The organism is Enterococcus mundtii, from assembly GCF_002947535.1.
Taxonomy (GTDB): domain Bacteria; phylum Bacillota; class Bacilli; order Lactobacillales; family Enterococcaceae; genus Enterococcus_B; species Enterococcus_B mundtii_B.
In genome coordinates, this window is the sequence record NZ_PUAP01000050.1 from 57,656 (window position 1) to 76,439 (window position 18,784).

The window sequence follows — 18,784 nt, forward strand, 5'->3', positions numbered from 1 at the left end:
TATAATGACAAAGGTGCGTTTACCTTAGGTGAATGGCACAGACGAAATCAAAATGATTTTGTCGGCTAAGAAACGAGAGGTTGCGACACGCCCGGACGCTTTGCCACGAACGAGCGTGACGGAAATTTTCGTGGAGCTATGTCTACTTTTCAAAATAGGCGAAGGAGGGAACAAGATGGCAAAACAAAAAATTCGTATCCGTTTAAAAGCGTATGAACACCGTATTTTAGATCAATCAGCGGATAAAATCGTGGAAACTGCAAAAAGAACTGGAGCTGGCGTTTCTGGTCCAATTCCATTACCAACTGAACGCAGTCTTTACACAGTTATTCGTGCGACTCACAAATACAAAGATTCACGCGAACAATTCGAAATGCGTACACACAAACGTCTTATCGACATTGTGAACCCAACACCAAAAACAGTTGATGCTTTAATGAAGCTTGACTTACCATCAGGTGTTAACATCGAAATCAAACTATAAAAACTAAACTAATAATAATGGAGGTGTACTCATGACCAAAGGAATCTTAGGGAAAAAAGTGGGAATGACACAAATCTTCACTGAATCTGGCGAATTAATTCCAGTTACTGTTGTAGAAGCTACGCCAAACGTAGTACTACAAGTAAAAACAATGGAAACTGATGGCTACGAAGCTATTCAAGTTGGTTACCAAGACAAACGTGAAGTTTTATCAAACAAACCTGCGAAAGGTCATGTTGCAAAAGCAAACACGGCTCCTAAGCGCTTCATTCGTGAATTCAAAAATGTTGAGCTAGGAGAATATGAAGTAGGAAAAGAAATTACAGTTGATGTTTTCCAAGCAGGAGACATTATTGATGTAACAGGTACTACGAAAGGTAAAGGATTCCAAGGGGTTATCAAACGTCACGGCCAAAGCCGCGGACCAATGGCTCACGGTTCTCGCTACCATCGTCGTCCTGGGTCAATGGGTCCAGTTGCACCTAACCGTGTATTCAAAAACAAACGTCTTGCTGGCCGTATGGGTGGCAACCGCGTAACTATCCAAAACTTGGAAGTTGTACGTGTAGATGCTGAAAGAAACGTAATCTTGATCAAAGGTAACGTTCCTGGAGCGAAAAAATCATTAATCACTATCAAATCAGCTGTGAAAGCTAAATAATAGTAGGAAGAAAGGAGGAACTAAGGAATGCCGAATGTAGCATTATTCAAACAAGATGGAAGCCAAAACGGTGAAATCACTCTTAACGAAGAAATCTTCGGAATTGAACCAAATGAAAGTGTTGTTTACGACGCAATCGTTATGCAACGCGCATCATTAAGACAAGGAACACATGCGGTCAAAAACCGTAGCGCTGTTCGAGGCGGTGGCCGTAAACCATGGCGTCAAAAAGGAACTGGTCGTGCTCGTCAAGGATCAATCCGTTCACCGCAATGGCGTGGAGGTGGCGTAGTCTTCGGACCAACACCACGTTCATACAGCTACAAACTTCCTAAAAAAGTTCGTCGTTTAGCAATGAAATCTGTATTGTCAGAAAAAGTTGCTGAAAACAACTTGGTAGCAATCGAAGGATTAAGCTTTGATGCACCAAAAACAAAAGAATTCAAAGAAGTTCTTGCTAAATTATCTATTGACTCTAAAGTATTGGTTGTACTAGAACCTGGTAACGACTTTGCAGCTTTATCTGCACGTAACTTATCAAACGTTTCTGTAGTAACTTCTGACAACGTTAGCGTTCTAGATGTTGTATCAAATACAAAAGTTTTAGCAACACAAACTGCTCTTACTCAAATTGAGGAGGTGCTTGCATAATGAACTTACTAGACGTAATCAAACGCCCAGTGATCACTGAGAAATCAATGCTTGCCATGGATGACAAGAAATATACTTTCGAAGTAGACACTCGCGCAAACAAAACTTTAGTAAAACAAGCGGTTGAAGCTGCTTTTGACGTGAAAGTCAAAAACGTGAACATCGTGAACGTACGTGCGAAATTCAAACGTATGGGCAAATATGCAGGATATACAAAAAAACGTCGCAAAGCGATCGTTACATTGACTGAAGATTCAAAAGAAATCCAATTATTCGAAGCTGCTGAATAAGCAATACTCGATAACTGATTAAATTAGGAGGGGAAAACGTGGCGATTAAAAAGTACAAACCTACCACAAATGGCCGTCGTAACATGACAGGTTCTGATTTTGCTGAAATCACAACATCAACACCTGAAAAAACATTGTTACAGCCATTGAAAAACCATGCTGGACGTAATAACAACGGCCGCATCACTGTACGTCATCAAGGTGGCGGACACAAACGCCAATACCGCGTGATCGATTTCAAACGTAACAAAGACAACGTTGTTGCTACTGTTCAAACGATCGAATATGATCCAAACCGTTCAGCTAACATCGCGTTAGTACATTATGAAGATGGAGTGAAAGCTTACATCTTAGCACCAAAAGGACTACAAGTTGGAATGAAACTTGTTTCAGGTCCTGAAGCAGATATCAAAGTCGGAAATGCTCTTCCTTTAGAAAACATTCCAGTTGGTACTGTGATCCACAATATTGAAATGAAACCTGGTAAAGGTGGACAATTGATCCGTTCTGCTGGTACAAGTGCTCAAGTACTTGGTAAAGAAGGCAAATACGTATTGATCCGCTTGAACTCTGGTGAAGTTCGCATGATCTTAGCTGCATGCCGCGCAACAATCGGTTCTGTAGGTAACGAACAACACGAACTTATCAATATTGGTAAAGCTGGCCGCTCTCGTTGGATGCGTAAACGCCCAACTGTACGTGGTAGCGTAATGAACCCTAACGATCACCCACACGGTGGTGGTGAAGGTAAAGCTCCAATCGGACGTAAAGCTCCAGTTTCTCCTTGGGGTCAACCAGCTCTTGGTTACAAAACTCGTAACAAGAAAGCTAAATCAGACAAACTTATCGTTCGTCGTAAAAATAAATAATTACTTTGACCATGTGTCGCACATTTTGAGAGGAGGTTCACCATGGGTCGTAGTTTAAAGAAAGGGCCTTTCGTTGATGAGCATTTAATGAGTAAAGTTGAAGCTCAAGCAGGGGCCGAAAAGAAAAAAGTAATCAAAACTTGGTCTCGTCGTTCGACAATTTTCCCAAGTTTTGTTGGATATACCATCGCAGTATACGATGGACGTAAACACGTACCAGTTTACATCCAAGAAGATATGGTAGGACACAAATTAGGTGAATTCGCACCAACTAGAACTTATCGTGGGCATGTCGCTGACGACAAGAAAACGAGACGCTAATTCGAGGGGAGGATAAAAGCAAATGGCAGAACAAATCACATCAGCTAAAGCAACTGCAAAAACAGTTCGCACTTCACCTCGTAAAGCGCGTCTAGTAATTGACCTTATCAGAGGTAAAAGTGTTGCGGATGCAATTTCAATTTTGAAATTCACACCAAACAAATCTGCTGGGATCATCGAGAAAGTATTGATGTCAGCAATTGCAAATGCAGAAAACAACTTTGACTTAGATGTTGAGAACTTGGTAGTATCTGAAGCATTTGTTAACGAAGGACCAACAATGAAACGTTTCCGTCCACGTGCAAAAGGTTCAGCTTCACCAATCAACAAACGTACAAGTCATATCACGGTAGTCGTATCAGAAAAATAAGGAGGGATAATCTGTGGGTCAAAAAGTACATCCAATTGGAATGCGTGTAGGCATCATCCGCGACTGGGATGCAAAATGGTTTGCTGAAAAAGAGTATGCAGAGTTCTTACACGAAGATTTAAGAATCCGTAAATTTATTTCAACTAGACTTGCTGATGCTGCTGTATCAACAATTGAAATCGAGCGCGCAACTGGCCGCGTAAACATTTCAATCCACACAGCTAAACCAGGTATGGTTATTGGTAAAGGCGGATCTGAAGTCGAAAACCTAAGAAAAGAATTAAACAAATTAACTGGTAAAAGAATCCATATCAACATCGTGGAAATCAAAAAACCAGATTTAGATGCTAAATTAGTAGGTGAAGGAATTGCACGTCAATTAGAAAACCGTGTTGCATTCCGTCGCGCTCAAAAACAAGCGATCCAACGTTCAATGCGTTCTGGCGCTAAAGGGATCAAAACTCAAGTATCTGGACGTCTAAACGGTGCGGATATCGCTCGTTCAGAAGGATACTCAGAAGGAACAGTTCCTCTTCACACTTTGCGTGCGGATATTGATTACGCATGGGAAGAAGCAGATACAACATACGGAAAACTAGGAGTTAAAGTGTGGATCTATCGTGGAGAAATTCTTCCAACTAAAAAAAACACTGAGAAAGGAGGGAAATAAACATGTTAGTACCTAAACGTGTAAAACACCGTCGTGAATTCCGCGGAAAAATGCGTGGTGAAGCAAAAGGCGGAAAAGAAGTAGCATTCGGTGAATACGGCTTACAAGCTGTTGAATCACACTGGATCACAAACCGTCAGATCGAAGCTTCTCGTATTGCTATGACTCGTTACATGAAACGTGGCGGGAAAGTATGGATCAAAATTTTCCCTCATAAATCATATACATCTAAAGCGATCGGCGTTCGTATGGGTAAAGGTAAAGGGGCTCCTGAAGGATGGGTTGCACCAGTAAAACGTGGTAAAATCATGTTTGAAATTGCAGGCGTTTCTGAAGAAGTAGCTCGTGAAGCATTACGTTTAGCTTCTCACAAATTACCAATGAAAACTAAGATCGTAAAACGTGAGGAAATGGGTGGTGAATCGAATGAAGGTTAAAGAAATCAGAGAATTAACCACTGCCGAAATGCTTGATCAAGAAAAACAATTAAAAGAAGAATTGTTTAATCTTAGATTCCAATTAGCAACAGGTCAATTAGAAAACACTGCACGTATTAAAGAAGTACGTAAATCGATTGCACGCATCAAAACAGTTTTGCGTGAACAAGCTAAGTAATTATGGAAGGAGGCCATTAAGCGTATGACTGAAGAAAGAAATCAACGCAAAGTTTATCAAGGTCGCGTGGTATCAGACAAAATGGATAAAACAATTACCGTTGCTGTCGAAACAAAGAAAAACCACCCTATCTACGGTAAACGTATGAACTATTCTAAGAAGTACAAAGTACATGATGAAAACAACACAGCAAAAGTTGGAGACATCGTTAGAATTATGGAAACTCGTCCATTATCAGCTACAAAACGTTTCCGTTTGTTGGAAATAGTCGAAGAAGCAGTTGTTATCTAATAACACGAGATTTTCCTATATAGATTGAATGCAAAATCTGAAAGGAGGATACACAACGTGATCCAAGCAGAAAGTCGTTTAAGAATCGCTGATAATTCAGGCGCACGTGAAATTTTGACGATCAAAGTCCTTGGCGGATCTGGTCGCAAAACTGCGAATATCGGTGATGTGATCGTTGCTACGGTTAAACAAGCAACGCCAGGTGGGGTTGTCAAAAAAGGTGACGTGGTTAAAGCCGTTATCGTTCGTACAAAATCAGGAGCTCGTCGTGCAGACGGTTCATATATCAAGTTTGATGAAAATGCTGCAGTGATTATTCGTGATGATAAAAGCCCTCGTGGAACACGTATCTTTGGGCCAGTTGCACGTGAACTACGTGAAAACAACTTCATGAAGATCGTTTCTCTAGCACCAGAAGTTTTATAATCTTGAGACACTTAACAAAGGAGGTGCGAAACAGTTATGTTTGTTAAAAAAGGCGATAAAGTTAAAGTGATCACCGGTAAAGACAAAAACAAAGAAGGCGTTGTATTAGCAGCGTTTCCTAAACAGGATAAAGTGGTTGTCGAAGGTGTGAACATGATCAAAAAACACCAAAAACCTTCTCAAGCTGCTCCTCAAGGTGGAATTGTTGAGATGGAAGCGCCACTTCACGTTTCTAACGTGATGGTCATCGACTCTACTGGTGTAGCTGGCCGTGTTGGCTACAAAGAAGTAGACGGAAAAAAAGTCCGTGTTTCTAAAAAAACCGGTGAAGTTTTAGATAAATAAAAAGTTTAAGGAAGGAGGGTCTTACTGAATGAACCGCCTAAAAGAAAAATATCTTAAAGAAGTAACTCCATCATTGATGGAAAAATTTGACTATAGCTCTGTTATGCAAACACCTAAAGTTGAAAAGATCGTCATCAACATGGGTGTTGGTGATGCGGTATCAAACGCTAAAAACTTAGACAAAGCAGTTGAAGAACTAACTTTGATCACTGGACAAAAACCAATGATCACAAAAGCTAAAAAATCAATCGCTGGATTCCGTTTACGTGAAGGAATGCCAATTGGAGCAAAAGTTACCTTACGCGGAGAAAGAATGTACGAATTTTTAGATAAATTAGTATCAGTTTCTCTACCACGTGTACGTGACTTCCATGGTGTAAGTAAAAAAGCCTTTGATGGTCGTGGAAACTACACTTTAGGTATTAAAGAACAATTGATCTTCCCAGAAGTAGATTATGATTTAGTAGATAAAGTACGTGGTATGGACATCGTCATTGTAACGACAGCGAACACAGATGAAGAATCTCGTGAGTTGTTGACACAATTAGGCATGCCATTCCAAAAATAATTAAAGGAGGCGAACTACGTGGCTAAAAAATCAATGATTGCTAAAAACAAACGTCCTGCAAAACATTCAACACAAGCTTATACTCGTTGCGAACGTTGCGGACGTCCACATTCAGTTTATCGTAAGTTCCATCTTTGCCGTATTTGCTTCCGCGAACTTGCCTATAAAGGTCAAATTCCCGGCGTGAAGAAAGCTAGCTGGTAAAAAAGTAAATTCGCATAAGAAGGAGGTAAAAGTTCAATGGTCATGACAGATCCAATTGCAGATTTTCTAACTCGTATCCGTAATGCAAACATGGTTAAACATGAGGCTTTAGAAGTACCTGCATCAAAAATTAAACGTGACATCGCTGAAATCTTGAAACGTGAAGGTTTCGTCCGTGATGTTGAATATATCGAAGATGACAAGCAAGGCGTGATCCGCGTTTTCCTAAAATTCGGTAAAAGCGGCGAACGTGTTATTACAAACTTAAAACGTATTTCTAAACCAGGCTTACGTGTTTATGTTAAAGCTGGCGAAGTGCCAAAAGTTTTAAATGGCTTAGGTATCGCTATTATTTCGACTTCTGAAGGTGTTGTCACTGATAAAGAAGCTCGTGAGAAAAACATCGGCGGCGAAGTTATCGCTTACGTATGGTAATCAAGTAGAATCTACAAGGAGGTGTCTTTAAGTGAGCCGTATTGGAAATAAGATCGTTGTGATCCCTGAAGGAGTAACTATCACTCAAGATGGAAACAACGTTACAGTTAAAGGACCAAAAGGGGAATTGACTCGTACATTTTCTGCTGATATCAAAATGAATATCGAAGGAAATGAAGTGACATTCACTCGTCCAAATGACAGTAAAGAAATGAAAACTATCCATGGAACAACTCGTGCTAACTTCAACAACATGGTTGTAGGTGTTAGTGAAGGTTTCCAAAAAGGATTAGAATTAATCGGGGTTGGGTACCGTGCGCAAATGCAAGGAACAAAACTTGTATTGAACGTTGGTTACTCACATCCAGTAGAAATCACACCACCAGCTGGCGTGACTGTTGAAGTACCATCTAACACACAAGTAATTGTGAAGGGTGCGAACAAAGAAGAAGTTGGCGAATTAGCTGCGAACATCCGTGGTACTCGTCCTCCAGAACCTTATAAAGGTAAAGGTATTCGTTATGTTGGCGAATTCGTACGCCGTAAAGAAGGTAAAACTGGTAAATAATCGTTTCGAAAAATTTCATAGAAGCCAGCAGCAGGAAAAAAGGATTTTGCTGAAGTATTTCTTCATTAAGAGAGAGTTTACTTGTGCCGCAGCTTCTATTTTTTCAAAACTGATCATTCCTACTGTCTGACAGTAGGAAAAATAAAAATAAAGAGGTGACAATTGTGATTACAAAACCAGATAAGAACAAAACACGTCAAAAGAGACACCGTCGTGTACGTAACACTATCTCTGGTACTGCTGAGCGCCCACGCTTGAACGTTTTTCGTTCTAACAAAAACATCTACGCGCAACTTATTGATGACGTAGCGGGTGTAACGCTAGCAAGTGCCTCTACCTTGGATAAAGAAATTTCAGGTGGAACAAAAACAGAAGCAGCACAAGCTGTCGGTAAATTAGTTGCTGAACGCGCAACTGAAAAAGGCATTAAAGTCGTAGTCTTTGACCGTGGTGGATACCTTTACCATGGCCGTGTGCAAGCTTTAGCTGAAGCTGCTCGCGAAAATGGACTAGAATTTTAGAAGAAGGAGGAATACCATTCATGGTTTATATCGATCCAAAACATTTGGAATTAGAAGACCGCGTTGTTGCAATTAACCGTGTAACAAAAGTTGTTAAAGGTGGACGTCGTCTACGTTTTGCTGCTTTAGTTGTTGTCGGTGACAAAAACGGACACGTAGGATTTGGTACTGGTAAAGCACAAGAAGTACCTGAAGCGATCCGTAAAGCAATTGAAGATGCGAAGAAAAACTTAGTTGAAGTACCTATGGTTGGTTCAACAATCCCACACGAAGTAATCGGTGCTTTTAGTGGTGGTAGAATCCTAATGAAACCTGCTGTTGAAGGTTCTGGGGTTGCTGCTGGTGGACCAGTTCGTGCCGTATTAGAATTAGCAGGGGTAGCAGATATCACTTCTAAATCTTTAGGCTCAAACACACCAATCAACGTTGTTCGCGCAACTGTTGAAGGTTTGAAACAATTAAAACGTGCTGAAGAAGTTGCAGCTCTACGCGGCAAATCAGTGGAAGAATTAATCGGATAAGGAGGACAAACATAATGGCTGAATTAAAAGTAACTTTAAAACGCAGTATTATCGGACGTCCTCAAAACCAACGCGATACTGTTAAAGCGTTAGGTCTTACAAAGATTAACAGTTCTGTGGTTAAGCCTGCTAATGAAGCAATCAAAGGCATGATCAACACTGTTTCTCACTTAGTGGACGTTGAAGAAGTTTAATTAAACAAATGAAATAAGAACTAGGACAATTAAGGAGGTGCCAAACCTATGAAACTTCATGAATTAAAACCCGCTGAAGGTTCACGCCAAGTACGTAACCGTGTTGGTCGTGGTACTTCTTCAGGTAACGGAAAAACTGCCGGACGTGGTCAAAAAGGACAAAAAGCTCGTTCAGGCGGTGGTGTACGTCTAGGATTCGAAGGGGGACAAACACCATTGTTCCGTCGTTTACCAAAACGTGGATTTACAAATGTTAACCGTAAGGACTACGCAGTCGTTAATTTAGATGTCTTGAATCGCTTTGAAGACGGAGCTGAAGTAACACCTGTTGCTTTAGTAGAAGCTGGAATCGTGAAAAACGAAAAAGCTGGAATCAAAGTTTTAGCTAACGGAGAATTGAACAAAAAGTTAACTGTGAAAGCAGCTAAATTCTCAAAAGCAGCACAAGAAGCAATCGAAGCGGCTGGTGGCTCTGTTGAGGTGATCTAATGCTTAAACTATTAAAAGACGCTTTTAAGGTCAAAGATATTAGATCGAAAATCCTTTTTACTGTATTTGTTCTCTTTGTTTTTCGTTTAGGGGCACATATTACTGTTCCCGGCGTAAATGCGAGCTCATTACAAAACCTATCTAACTTACCGTTTTTCAACATGTTGAACTTGGTAAGTGGTAGTGCAATGCAAAACTTCTCGATCTTTTCGATGGGGGTTTCGCCTTACATTACTGCTTCGATCGTGATCCAATTATTGCAAATGGATATCGTTCCACGTTTTGTGGAATGGTCGAAACAAGGAGAAGTTGGTCGTAAAAAGTTGAATCAGGCAACAAGATATTTGACGTTAGTATTGGCATTTATCCAATCTGTCGGTATCACTGCAGGGTTTAACCAATATGCTCAATTAGGTTTTGTCAACAATCCAAACGTCTCTACTTATGTAACGATCGGTTTGATCTTAACTGCAGGAACGATGTTTGTTACTTGGTTGGGTGAACAAATCACTGAAAAAGGTATCGGTAACGGTGTGTCAATGATCATCTTTGCAGGTATCATTTCAAGATTACCGGAAAGTGTACGTGAAATTTATGAAGATTACTTCGTAAATATCGATTCTTCCGATATCTGGAAATCTGCGATTTTCGTTGCCATCTTACTTGTTGCGGTTCTAGCAATCGTGACATTCGTAACATTTTTCCAACAAGCTGAACGTAAGATCCCGATTCAGTACACGAAACGTATAGCAGGTGCGCCAACAAGTAGTTACCTACCGTTGAAAGTAAATGCTGCTGGGGTAATTCCGGTTATCTTTGCAAGTTCATTTATTGCGACACCTAATGCTGTGTTACAAGCGTTAAGTGGCCGATTCGGATCTGAGAACTGGTATAAAATAATGATGGAGATCTTTAACTATAATACGGTGCCTGGTGCAACGATTTATACGGTATTGATCGTCGCATTTACATTCTTCTATGCCTTTGTTCAAGTAAACCCTGAGAAATTAGCGGAGAACTTACAAAAGCAAGGAAGCTATATACCAAGTGTACGCCCTGGTAAGGGGACTGAAGAGTATGTCTCAAGCTTATTGATGCGATTAAGTACAGTCGGAGCACTATTCCTTGGTTTAGTGGCGTTATTACCAATCATTGCACAAATGATTTGGGATCTGCCACAATCAATCGGATTAGGTGGTACAAGTCTGTTGATCGTGATCGGTGTGGCTTTAGAAACTGCGAAACAGTTAGAAGGCTTAATGCTGAAACGTAAATATGTTGGCTTTATTGAGTAAGAAAGCGTGTTGAGGTTTTTCCTCAACACACGTTCTCACATTTATTAGGAGGGAAAGCAATGAACCTCATTTTAATGGGGCTGCCAGGTGCAGGTAAAGGAACACAAGCTGAAAAAATCATTGACGCTTATGGGATTCCTCACATCTCAACAGGAGATATGTTTCGTGCAGCTATCAAAAATGAAACAGCTCTTGGCTTGGAAGCAAAGTCTTATATGGATAAAGGTGCATTAGTTCCTGATGAAGTAACAAATGGAATCGTAAAAGAGCGTTTAGCAGAACCCGATACAGAGAAAGGCTTCTTATTAGATGGCTTTCCTCGTACAATCGAGCAAGCAGAAGCTCTAGATGCAATGTTAAAAGATTTAAATAAACAAATTGATGCTGTCATCGATATCCACGTGGGTGAAGAAGTTTTGGTTGAGCGATTAGCTGGCCGCTTCATTTGCCGTAACTGTGGAGCAACTTACCATAAAATTTTCAACCCTACAAAAGTTGAAGACACATGTGATCGTTGTGGTGGGCATGAATTCTATCAAAGAGAAGATGATAAACCTGAGACGGTTAAAAATCGTCTGGCTATCAACATCAAAAATAGTGAACCAATCTTGGCTTATTATAAAGAACAAGGTTTGCTACACACTATCGATGGTGATCGTGAAATCGATGCTGTATTTACTGATGTCCAAAAAATCATTGAAAAATAGCACGATTGCCCGTAGCCGACTTGCATTAAGCAGTTACTCTTGTCAAGTTCAATAAATTATGATAGAATATGTCAGTCCGACTTCTAGAGAATCCTCTAGATGATCCATTTTGAGAATTTTGAGGTGGGAACTGCAGTTTCCGCCATTTTATCGTGTGAAAATGCGAAACAAGTACAAGGAGGTACTGTGCGTGGCAAAAGAAGATATGATTGAAGTCGAAGGTACAGTCGTCGAAACTTTGCCGAATGCAATGTTTAAAGTTGAACTAGAAAACGGACACCAAGTTCTTGCTACTGTTTCAGGTAAAATTCGTATGCACTACATTCGTATTCTACCTGGTGACAAAGTGACGGTTGAATTGTCTCCATATGATTTAAACCGTGGCCGTATTACTTATCGCTTTAAATAATTGTACTCCGTAAAACTACAGGAGGTATTATCATGAAAGTAAGACCATCAGTAAAACCAATGTGTGAACATTGTAAAGTAATTCGTCGTAAAGGACGCGTTATGGTGATTTGCCCAGCAAATCCAAAACATAAACAACGTCAAGGATAATTGGAGGTGCACTAAATATGGCTCGTATTGCAGGAGTAGATATTCCTCGTGATAAACGTGTAGTAGTTTCACTTACTTATATCTATGGTATTGGTAACACTACTGCTAAACAAATCTTAGCTAATGCTGGCGTGTCTGAAGATGTTCGCGTTCGTGAATTAACGAATGAACAAACAGATGCTATCCGTGCAGAAGTAGATAAATTAAAAGTTGAAGGGGATCTTCGTCGTGAAGTGAACTTAAACATCAAACGCTTGATGGAAATCGGTTCTTACCGTGGAATCCGTCACCGTCGTGGATTGCCTGTTCGTGGACAAAACACGAAAAACAATGCACGTACTCGTAAAGGCCCAGCTCGCGCTATCGCTGGCAAGAAAAAATAATTCTTAAGTGAAGGAGGTTAAATCTTCATGGTAGCAAAAAAAGTGAATCGTAAACGCCGTGTGAAAAAGAATATAGAAGCTGGGATTGCACATATCCACTCTACATTCAACAACACAATCATCATGATCACTGATACTCACGGAAATGCTTTAGCGTGGTCATCAGCTGGTTCATTAGGTTTCAAAGGAAGCAAAAAATCAACTCCTTTTGCCGCTCAAATGGCAGCAGAAACAGCTACAAAAGCAGCAATGGAACACGGATTAAAAACTGTTGAAGTAACAGTTAAGGGACCTGGTTCTGGACGTGAAGCAGCAATTCGTTCATTACAAGCAACAGGTTTAGAAGTGACTGCAATTCGTGACGTGACTCCAGTTCCTCATAATGGTGCCCGCCCTCCAAAACGCCGTCGTGTTTAATGAGTGCCTCTCATTTTGAGTTCTATTAGTAACGTCATTGAACAAGACACTTTTCGTTTTGAAAGGGGTAAAGATAAGAATGATTGAGTTCGAAAAACCAAGAATCGCAAAAATTGATGAAGAAAAAGATTATGGCAAGTTCATCGTTGAACCTCTTGAAAGAGGGTATGGGACTACTTTAGGGAATTCCCTACGTCGTATTTTATTATCTTCTTTGCCAGGTGCTGCCATCACTAATATTCAAATCGATGGTGTACTGCATGAATTCTCTACCATCAAAGGTGTTAGAGAAGACGTCACTCAAATCATCTTGAACATTAAAGGTTTAGCACTGAAAATGTATGGTCAAGAAGAAAAAACCCTTGAGATCGATATTACCGGACCTGCTACAGTAACTGCTGGCGATATTATCGTTGATAGTGAGGTAGAAATTCTTAACAAAGATATGTACATCTGCAGTGTATCTGAAGGTGCTACGTTCCATGCTCGCCTAACGGTGAAACCAGGACGTGGTTATGTTCAAGCAGATGAAAACAAAAAAGAAGATATGCCAATTGGTGTTCTTCCAGTCGATTCAATCTACACGCCTGTGCGTCGTGTCAACTACCAAGTAGAAAACACACGTGTTGGACATCGTGAAGACTTTGATAAATTGACAATGGAGATCTGGACAGATGGTTCAATCGAACCATTGGAAGCAATGAGTTTATCTGCAAAAATCATGACTGAACATTTAGACATCTTTGTCAACCTAACTGATGAAGCGAAAAACGCTGAAATCATGGTCGAAAAAGAAGAAACACAAAAAGAAAAAATGTTAGAAATGACAATTGAAGAATTAGACTTATCTGTTCGTTCTTATAATTGCTTAAAACGTGCAGGAATCAATACTGTACAAGAACTTACGAATAAATCTGAGCCAGAAATGATCAAAGTCCGTAACTTAGGACGTAAATCATTGGAAGAAGTTAAAGCAAAATTGCATGACTTAGGTTTAGGTTTACGTAAAGAAGATTAAACCTTTTACGAAGGAGGGAAACCAACGTGAGTTATCGTAAACTAGGACGCACATCTAGCCAACGTAAAGCGATGTTGCGTGATTTAACAACTGACTTATTAATTAATGAACGTATTGTGACTACAGAAGCTCGTGCGAAAGAAGTTCGCTCAACTGCTGAAAAAATGATCACTTTAGGCAAACGCGGAGACTTACATGCACGTCGTCAAGCTGCGGCTTTCGTACGTAATGAAGTTGCTAGCGTGCGTGAAGAAAATGAGGAAATCGTTATCGAATCAGCTTTACAAAAGTTGTTCAACGATATTGCACCTCGTTATGCTGAACGTCAAGGTGGCTACACTCGTATCTTGAAGACAGAACCAAGACGCGGAGACGGTGCACCAATGGTTGTCTTAGAACTTGTCTAAAATCACACTAATAACATCACTTTATGGATGATTCTTTTAGAGTGTTATGATGTTGGAAGTTACTTATTCCGAGTCTAGCTCAGCGCTGCTCCCCAAGCGATCCGTTTGGGGAGTATGCACTCATCATAAAGTGTTTTTTTGTACCTTCAATTAACTGTCAAGACAGTCTTGAAGGTATAAAAAAACATTTTAAAAATCAGAAATGATTGAAAACTCAGCAGTTTTTTGATAGGGTTAATAGGAACTTTAGGATGAAGAGGGAGTACTTATGGAGCCGATTATTGAATTAGGAAAGATTAATTACAAATACCAACCAGAAGATTTACGACCAGCATTGAAAGATGTTTCTTTCACGATCAATAAAGGAGAATGGATCGCGATTATCGGGCACAATGGTTCCGGTAAATCAACACTTGCAAAAACGATCAATGGCTTACTCCTTCCCGAATCTGGAACGGTCAAAGTTGGTAATCAAACACTAAATGAAGAGAATATCTGGGCAATTCGCCAAAAAGTCGGCATGGTCTTTCAAAATCCTGACAATCAATTTGTTGGATCAACAGTAGAAGACGATGTTGCTTTTGGTTTAGAGAATCAAGGTATCCCTCGAGAAGAAATGATCATTCGAGTGAAAGATGCTCTTGAAAAAGTCCGGATGTCCGATTTTGCGACAAGAGAACCAGTTCGTCTCTCCGGTGGACAGAAGCAACGTGTGGCGATTGCCGGTGTTGTTGCCCTCCGACCAGAAATCATCATCTTAGATGAGGCGACAAGCATGTTAGATCCTGAAGGTCGTGAAGAAGTCATCTCAACGATCAAAGAAATCAAAGAGGAAAGTCAACTGACCGTTATTTCAATCACGCATGATATCGATGAAGCAGCCAATGCCAATCGTATTTTTGTGATGAAAGAAGGCGAATTAGTGAATGAAGGAACACCGAAAGAGATATTCTCTGCCGGTCCCGAACTAATCAATCTAGGCTTAGATTTGCCTTTTCCCGAAAAACTAAAAAGTGCCTTGAAAGAACGTGGCATTGAAGTGCCTAAAGAATACATGACAGAAGAAAGGATGGTGGATTGGTTATGGACATCCGTTTTGAAAAAGTAAACTTTACGTACCAACCGAATACACCATTCGAGCAACGAGCTTTATTTGATATTGACCTGTTGATCAAAGAAAACAGCTATACTGCCTTAGTTGGTCATACAGGAAGCGGGAAATCCACCTTGCTCCAGCATTTGAATGCGTTGATCAAACCGACCGAAGGAATCGTCCAAATCGGTGATCGTCAGATCAAACCAGATACAGATAATAAAAATTTGAAGCCGATTCGAAAAAAAGTCGGTATTGTTTTTCAATTTCCAGAGGCACAGTTGTTTGAAGAAACGGTCGCAAGAGATATTGCGTTTGGCCCAAAAAACTTTGGTGTGAGTGAGGAAGAGGCGACTCTACTAGCAAAAGAGACCTTAGAACAAGTCGGCTTGGATGAGACGTATTTAGAACGCTCGCCTTTTGAGCTGTCAGGAGGTCAAATGCGACGAGTAGCGATTGCCGGTGTCCTGGCTATGAAACCCGAAGTTCTCGTCTTAGATGAGCCGACAGCAGGGTTAGATCCACAAGGAAGAAAAGAAATGATGGATATGTTCTGGCGTTTGCATAAAGAACAGCAAATCACGATTGTTTTAGTGACGCATTTGATGGATGATGTCGCGAACTATGCTGATTTTGTTTATGTACTGGAAAAAGGTCGCATTGTTAAGTGCGGCGAACCAAAAGAAGTCTTCCAACACCTTGCATGGCTAAAAGAACGACAATTAGGCGTACCAACAGCCACTGAGTTTGCAGAGGAACTACGAGTAAAAGGCATCCATTTTGATGAATTGCCGATCACTGCAGACGCGCTAGCGGACCAATTGGTCAAACTGGTGGGAGGTACTGCTCATGATGAATAAATTGATTTTTGGTCGTTATATGCCTGGAGACTCATTTATCCACCGGTTAGATCCACGTGCAAAGTTATTGGCGAGTTTCTATTTTATTGGCATTATTTTCTTAGCCAATAACTGGCAGACCTATGCTTTATTAGCGGCGTTTACTTTATTTGCGGTCTTCTTGTCAAAAGTAGATATCAAATTCTTTATTCGAGGCATCCGCCCATTGATCTGGTTGATCCTATTCACTGTGGGCTTACAAGTACTGTTTACAAGTGGTGGAGAAACGTATTGGAGTTGGGGGATTTTCAATATCACTCAATTTGGTGTCATGAACGGATTATTTATTTTTTGTCGTTTTGTTTTGATCATCTTTATGTCCACCTTATTGACACTGACAACACCACCTTTAGAATTATCCGATGCAATCGAATATTTGTTGCGACCATTGAAAGTGGTTCGCTTTCCAGTCCATGAAGTATCGTTGATGCTTTCGATTGCCTTACGTTTTGTGCCGACATTGATGGACGAAACCGAAAAAATCATGAATGCACAGCGCGCGCGTGGTGTTGACTTTGGCGAAGGAAGTCTCGTGCAAAAAATGAAAGCGGTGATTCCTTTACTGATTCCATTATTTGTCAGCAGTTTCAATCGTGCGGAAGACCTAGCTACAGCAATGGAAGCAAGAGGCTACCAAGGCGGGGAAGGCCGGACAAAATACCGCGTCCTCCACTGGCATTTACAAGACACCATTGTTATGGTCGCTTTTGCGCTCATGACGATCGTGCTAGTGTTTATCCGTAGCTAAATTTATCAAAGATGAATGAGAACAGGGGAAGAAGAATGGTACGCTATAAAGCAATCATTGCCTATGATGGTACCCAGTTCAATGGTTTTCAGAAACAACCCAATGGACGAACGGTCCAAGAAGAACTGGAAAAAACCTTAAAGAAGATGGCAAATGGAAAAGAAATCACGATTTTCGGATCTGGACGGACAGATGCGGGGGTTCATGCAATCGGGCAAGTCATCCACTTTGATTATCCAGAAGAGCGACCTTTGGAACGTATGCGTTTTGGGTTAGATACGCAGTCGCCAGAAGATATTGCAGTAAAAAGTGTGGAGATCGTGCCAGAAACTTTTCACGCACGCTATCTAGTGAAAGAAAAAACCTATCAATTCAAAGTAGACATTGGAAAACCACGTAGTCCTTTCCGTAGACATTATGCGAGCTATTTTCCTTATCCAATAGATGTAGCAAAGATTGAACGAGCATTGCCTGATTTACTTGGTACGCATGACTTCACTTCATTTTGCGCTTCTGGAAGTTCCATTGAAGATAAAGTACGGACTATCTATGAAGCCAGTTTACAGGTCAATGAAGCAGGCGATGAGTTGACGTTTACGTTTCGTGGTGATGGCTTCCTTTATAAAATGATCCGCATTTTAGTTGGTACGTTGTTAAAAATAGGCAACGATCGTTTGCCAGAAGATTGTCTTCCAGAAATCATTGCAAAAAAAGACCGCAATGCTGCGGGTCCGACTGCTCATCCGGAAGGGTTGTACCTATACGAAGTAAAATATGAATAGTGAAGTACCCCTTGTCAAGTAGAAATTCAAAAAACAAAAATTATACTATGCAGGAATCGAATCAATCGATTCCTGTTTTTATGTAGCTCGCTTCCTGAACTCGTCAAAAGCTTATTTAATGCTTCAGAGTAGCGATAATTATTGTAGTACCGCATATAACTACAGACAGATTTCTTTAGGTAATCAAAACTTTGATAACTTTCTTGAGAGAATTTTTCTTCTTTAAATATACCCTATAGTCCAGAAATGTTCGATCGGTTATTTAATTTTCCCAAAAAAATAAAGCAATTTAGATCTATGAATATACTGAAAAGTGAAATTTACTATGATCAACTAGCAAACAAAGAAGATGTTTTATTAACAAAAATAATTGAATTTCAAAAAGAGTAAATAGAGTAATATATATATATATTTATGAAGATTCAAAATGTGATACAGAAAATTATAGACGAGAAGGGTTAGTATGAGAACATATTATAACATATTGTTGATTCCATACATTTTGGAAAGAAGCTCAAATTTGAAATGCTGTATATTTAAAAGAGAAGATATGTCTGTCTGGCAATTTATTGCAGGTGGAGGAGAAGATGAGGAAGCGCCTGATCAAGCTGCGATAAGAGAATTTATTGAAGAAAGTGGAATAGCATCAAATTTTTTGAAAGTTGACAAATTAGTTCAACTGGATTCAACAGCATCTGTTTTGGTAGATCATTTTCCTGAGCTTGTTAAGGATGCAATGAAGAGAGATATTTTTGTAATACCAATTTATACGTTTGCATACGATATAACTGAATATCAAGGAGCCCTACAACCATCCGATGAACATACTGAATTCACATGGGTTACTTTTGAAGAAGCACAACAATTATTACATTTTGATTTAGATAAAACGGCCATTTGTGAGTTGCAAAAGAGATTAAGTAGGAGGAACAAGTAATTTTCCTATATTGAAAGGCGATAATATAAGTTATTAAAAACTGAAAA

At 40.0% G+C, this 18,784-nt stretch carries 35 protein-coding genes; 34 read left to right on the top strand and 1 reads right to left on the bottom strand.

Features of this window, described 5'->3' with window-relative positions:
* The first annotated feature begins 175 nt into the window (after positions 1-175).
* The 33 genes from rpsJ (at position 176) to truA (ending at position 17,800) form a co-directional block, all read left to right on the top strand.
* Complete coding sequence (gene rpsJ / locus CUS89_RS14565; protein WP_010734471.1) at positions 176-484, top strand: 30S ribosomal protein S10; 309 nt, start codon at positions 176-178, stop codon at positions 482-484.
* Positions 485-515: 31 nt separating this feature from the next.
* Complete coding sequence (gene rplC, locus CUS89_RS14570) at positions 516-1,145, top strand: 50S ribosomal protein L3 (protein WP_010734470.1); 630 nt, start codon at positions 516-518, stop codon at positions 1,143-1,145.
* Positions 1,146-1,172: 27 nt separating this feature from the next.
* On the top strand, positions 1,173-1,796 hold the full coding sequence (gene rplD / locus CUS89_RS14575; protein ID WP_010734469.1) for a 50S ribosomal protein L4: 624 nt from the start codon (positions 1,173-1,175) through the stop codon (positions 1,794-1,796).
* Positions 1,796-2,086, top strand: coding sequence for a 50S ribosomal protein L23 (gene rplW / locus CUS89_RS14580; protein WP_002290449.1), 291 nt, complete (start codon positions 1,796-1,798; stop codon positions 2,084-2,086). The genes rplD and rplW overlap by 1 nt, the downstream gene beginning before the upstream one ends.
* Before the next feature lie 38 nt (positions 2,087-2,124).
* A complete protein-coding gene (gene rplB, locus CUS89_RS14585; RefSeq protein ID WP_010734468.1) occupies positions 2,125-2,955 on the top strand; it encodes a 50S ribosomal protein L2 in 831 nt (276 codons plus the stop codon).
* Between the two features lie 42 nt (positions 2,956-2,997).
* A complete protein-coding gene (gene rpsS, locus CUS89_RS14590) occupies positions 2,998-3,276 on the top strand; it encodes a 30S ribosomal protein S19 (protein ID WP_010734467.1) in 279 nt (92 codons plus the stop codon).
* Between the two features lie 22 nt (positions 3,277-3,298).
* Positions 3,299-3,646 carry a 50S ribosomal protein L22 gene (gene rplV / locus CUS89_RS14595; RefSeq protein ID WP_010734466.1) on the top strand — a complete coding sequence of 116 codons (348 nt, stop codon included), beginning with the start codon at positions 3,299-3,301 and terminating at the stop codon, positions 3,644-3,646.
* A gap of 13 nt (positions 3,647-3,659) precedes the next feature.
* The gene (gene rpsC / locus CUS89_RS14600) at positions 3,660-4,316 is read left to right on the top strand and encodes a 30S ribosomal protein S3 (protein ID WP_010734465.1); all 657 of its coding nucleotides are present in this window, start codon (positions 3,660-3,662) and stop codon (positions 4,314-4,316) included.
* Positions 4,317-4,318: 2 nt separating this feature from the next.
* Positions 4,319-4,753, top strand: a complete 435-nt coding sequence (rplP, locus tag CUS89_RS14605; protein ID WP_010734464.1) for a 50S ribosomal protein L16 — start codon at positions 4,319-4,321, stop codon at positions 4,751-4,753.
* Positions 4,743-4,931: a 50S ribosomal protein L29 gene (gene rpmC / locus CUS89_RS14610; protein WP_002288664.1), complete on the top strand. Its 189-nt coding sequence runs from the start codon at positions 4,743-4,745 to the stop codon at positions 4,929-4,931. The genes rplP and rpmC overlap by 11 nt, the downstream gene beginning before the upstream one ends.
* Positions 4,932-4,955: 24 nt before the next feature.
* Positions 4,956-5,222 carry a 30S ribosomal protein S17 gene (gene rpsQ / locus CUS89_RS14615; RefSeq protein ID WP_104872659.1) on the top strand — a complete coding sequence of 89 codons (267 nt, stop codon included), beginning with the start codon at positions 4,956-4,958 and terminating at the stop codon, positions 5,220-5,222.
* Between the two features lie 57 nt (positions 5,223-5,279).
* Positions 5,280-5,648, top strand: coding sequence for a 50S ribosomal protein L14 (gene rplN / locus CUS89_RS14620; protein ID WP_010734462.1), 369 nt, complete (start codon positions 5,280-5,282; stop codon positions 5,646-5,648).
* A 36-nt stretch (positions 5,649-5,684) separates the two neighbouring features.
* On the top strand, positions 5,685-5,993 hold the full coding sequence (gene rplX, locus CUS89_RS14625) for a 50S ribosomal protein L24 (RefSeq protein WP_010734461.1): 309 nt from the start codon (positions 5,685-5,687) through the stop codon (positions 5,991-5,993).
* A 28-nt stretch (positions 5,994-6,021) separates the two neighbouring features.
* A complete protein-coding gene (gene rplE / locus CUS89_RS14630; RefSeq protein WP_010734460.1) occupies positions 6,022-6,561 on the top strand; it encodes a 50S ribosomal protein L5 in 540 nt (179 codons plus the stop codon).
* 18 nt (positions 6,562-6,579) lie between these two features.
* Positions 6,580-6,765: a type Z 30S ribosomal protein S14 gene (locus tag CUS89_RS14635; RefSeq protein WP_002356214.1), complete on the top strand. Its 186-nt coding sequence runs from the start codon at positions 6,580-6,582 to the stop codon at positions 6,763-6,765.
* 36 nt (positions 6,766-6,801) lie between these two features.
* Positions 6,802-7,200, top strand: a complete 399-nt coding sequence (gene rpsH, locus CUS89_RS14640) for a 30S ribosomal protein S8 (RefSeq protein ID WP_010734459.1) — start codon at positions 6,802-6,804, stop codon at positions 7,198-7,200.
* A gap of 31 nt (positions 7,201-7,231) precedes the next feature.
* Entirely contained in the window at positions 7,232-7,768 is a 537-nt protein-coding gene (gene rplF, locus CUS89_RS14645; protein WP_010734458.1) for a 50S ribosomal protein L6, read from the top strand.
* A 164-nt stretch (positions 7,769-7,932) separates the two neighbouring features.
* Entirely contained in the window at positions 7,933-8,289 is a 357-nt protein-coding gene (gene rplR / locus CUS89_RS14650) for a 50S ribosomal protein L18 (RefSeq protein WP_010734457.1), read from the top strand.
* 20 nt (positions 8,290-8,309) lie between these two features.
* The gene (gene rpsE, locus CUS89_RS14655) at positions 8,310-8,810 is read left to right on the top strand and encodes a 30S ribosomal protein S5 (RefSeq protein WP_010734456.1); all 501 of its coding nucleotides are present in this window, start codon (positions 8,310-8,312) and stop codon (positions 8,808-8,810) included.
* 14 nt (positions 8,811-8,824) lie between these two features.
* Entirely contained in the window at positions 8,825-9,004 is a 180-nt protein-coding gene (gene rpmD / locus CUS89_RS14660) for a 50S ribosomal protein L30 (protein ID WP_010734455.1), read from the top strand.
* 48 nt (positions 9,005-9,052) lie between these two features.
* Positions 9,053-9,493, top strand: coding sequence for a 50S ribosomal protein L15 (rplO, locus tag CUS89_RS14665; RefSeq protein ID WP_010734454.1), 441 nt, complete (start codon positions 9,053-9,055; stop codon positions 9,491-9,493).
* Positions 9,493-10,788: a preprotein translocase subunit SecY gene (gene secY / locus CUS89_RS14670; RefSeq protein ID WP_104872660.1), complete on the top strand. Its 1,296-nt coding sequence runs from the start codon at positions 9,493-9,495 to the stop codon at positions 10,786-10,788. The genes rplO and secY overlap by 1 nt, the downstream gene beginning before the upstream one ends.
* Before the next feature lie 59 nt (positions 10,789-10,847).
* Positions 10,848-11,495, top strand: coding sequence for an adenylate kinase (locus CUS89_RS14675; protein WP_010734452.1), 648 nt, complete (start codon positions 10,848-10,850; stop codon positions 11,493-11,495).
* Positions 11,496-11,685: 190 nt separating this feature from the next.
* Complete coding sequence (gene infA / locus CUS89_RS14680) at positions 11,686-11,904, top strand: translation initiation factor IF-1 (RefSeq protein WP_002288695.1); 219 nt, start codon at positions 11,686-11,688, stop codon at positions 11,902-11,904.
* Positions 11,905-11,936: 32 nt separating this feature from the next.
* Positions 11,937-12,053, top strand: coding sequence for a 50S ribosomal protein L36 (gene rpmJ / locus CUS89_RS14685; protein ID WP_002288710.1), 117 nt, complete (start codon positions 11,937-11,939; stop codon positions 12,051-12,053).
* A gap of 17 nt (positions 12,054-12,070) precedes the next feature.
* On the top strand, positions 12,071-12,436 hold the full coding sequence (gene rpsM / locus CUS89_RS14690) for a 30S ribosomal protein S13 (protein WP_010734451.1): 366 nt from the start codon (positions 12,071-12,073) through the stop codon (positions 12,434-12,436).
* Positions 12,437-12,463: 27 nt separating this feature from the next.
* Positions 12,464-12,853 carry a 30S ribosomal protein S11 gene (gene rpsK, locus CUS89_RS14695; RefSeq protein ID WP_010734450.1) on the top strand — a complete coding sequence of 130 codons (390 nt, stop codon included), beginning with the start codon at positions 12,464-12,466 and terminating at the stop codon, positions 12,851-12,853.
* Between the two features lie 79 nt (positions 12,854-12,932).
* The gene (locus CUS89_RS14700; protein ID WP_005880735.1) at positions 12,933-13,871 is read left to right on the top strand and encodes a DNA-directed RNA polymerase subunit alpha; all 939 of its coding nucleotides are present in this window, start codon (positions 12,933-12,935) and stop codon (positions 13,869-13,871) included.
* 26 nt (positions 13,872-13,897) lie between these two features.
* Positions 13,898-14,278, top strand: coding sequence for a 50S ribosomal protein L17 (gene rplQ, locus CUS89_RS14705; protein ID WP_010734449.1), 381 nt, complete (start codon positions 13,898-13,900; stop codon positions 14,276-14,278).
* A 268-nt stretch (positions 14,279-14,546) separates the two neighbouring features.
* Positions 14,547-15,386: an energy-coupling factor ABC transporter ATP-binding protein gene (locus CUS89_RS14710; RefSeq protein ID WP_104872661.1), complete on the top strand. Its 840-nt coding sequence runs from the start codon at positions 14,547-14,549 to the stop codon at positions 15,384-15,386.
* On the top strand, positions 15,362-16,231 hold the full coding sequence (locus tag CUS89_RS14715; protein ID WP_104872662.1) for an energy-coupling factor ABC transporter ATP-binding protein: 870 nt from the start codon (positions 15,362-15,364) through the stop codon (positions 16,229-16,231). Before CUS89_RS14710 ends, CUS89_RS14715 begins: the two co-directional genes overlap by 25 nt.
* Positions 16,221-17,018, top strand: a complete 798-nt coding sequence (locus tag CUS89_RS14720) for an energy-coupling factor transporter transmembrane component T family protein (protein ID WP_104872663.1) — start codon at positions 16,221-16,223, stop codon at positions 17,016-17,018. Before CUS89_RS14715 ends, CUS89_RS14720 begins: the two co-directional genes overlap by 11 nt.
* Positions 17,019-17,053: 35 nt before the next feature.
* Positions 17,054-17,800: a tRNA pseudouridine(38-40) synthase TruA gene (gene truA, locus CUS89_RS14725; RefSeq protein ID WP_010734445.1), complete on the top strand. Its 747-nt coding sequence runs from the start codon at positions 17,054-17,056 to the stop codon at positions 17,798-17,800.
* Between the two features lie 26 nt (positions 17,801-17,826).
* On the opposite strand, the gene CUS89_RS16610 is transcribed toward truA, so the two are convergent.
* A complete protein-coding gene (locus tag CUS89_RS16610; protein WP_108205378.1) occupies positions 17,827-18,030 on the bottom strand; it encodes an IS3 family transposase in 204 nt (67 codons plus the stop codon).
* Between the two features lie 233 nt (positions 18,031-18,263).
* Between CUS89_RS16610 and CUS89_RS14730 the strand changes: the two genes are divergently transcribed.
* Positions 18,264-18,737 (top strand): NUDIX domain-containing protein, encoded by a 474-nt coding sequence (locus CUS89_RS14730; RefSeq protein WP_104872664.1) that lies wholly within the window; start codon positions 18,264-18,266, stop codon positions 18,735-18,737.
* The last annotated feature ends 47 nt before the right edge of the window (positions 18,738-18,784 follow it).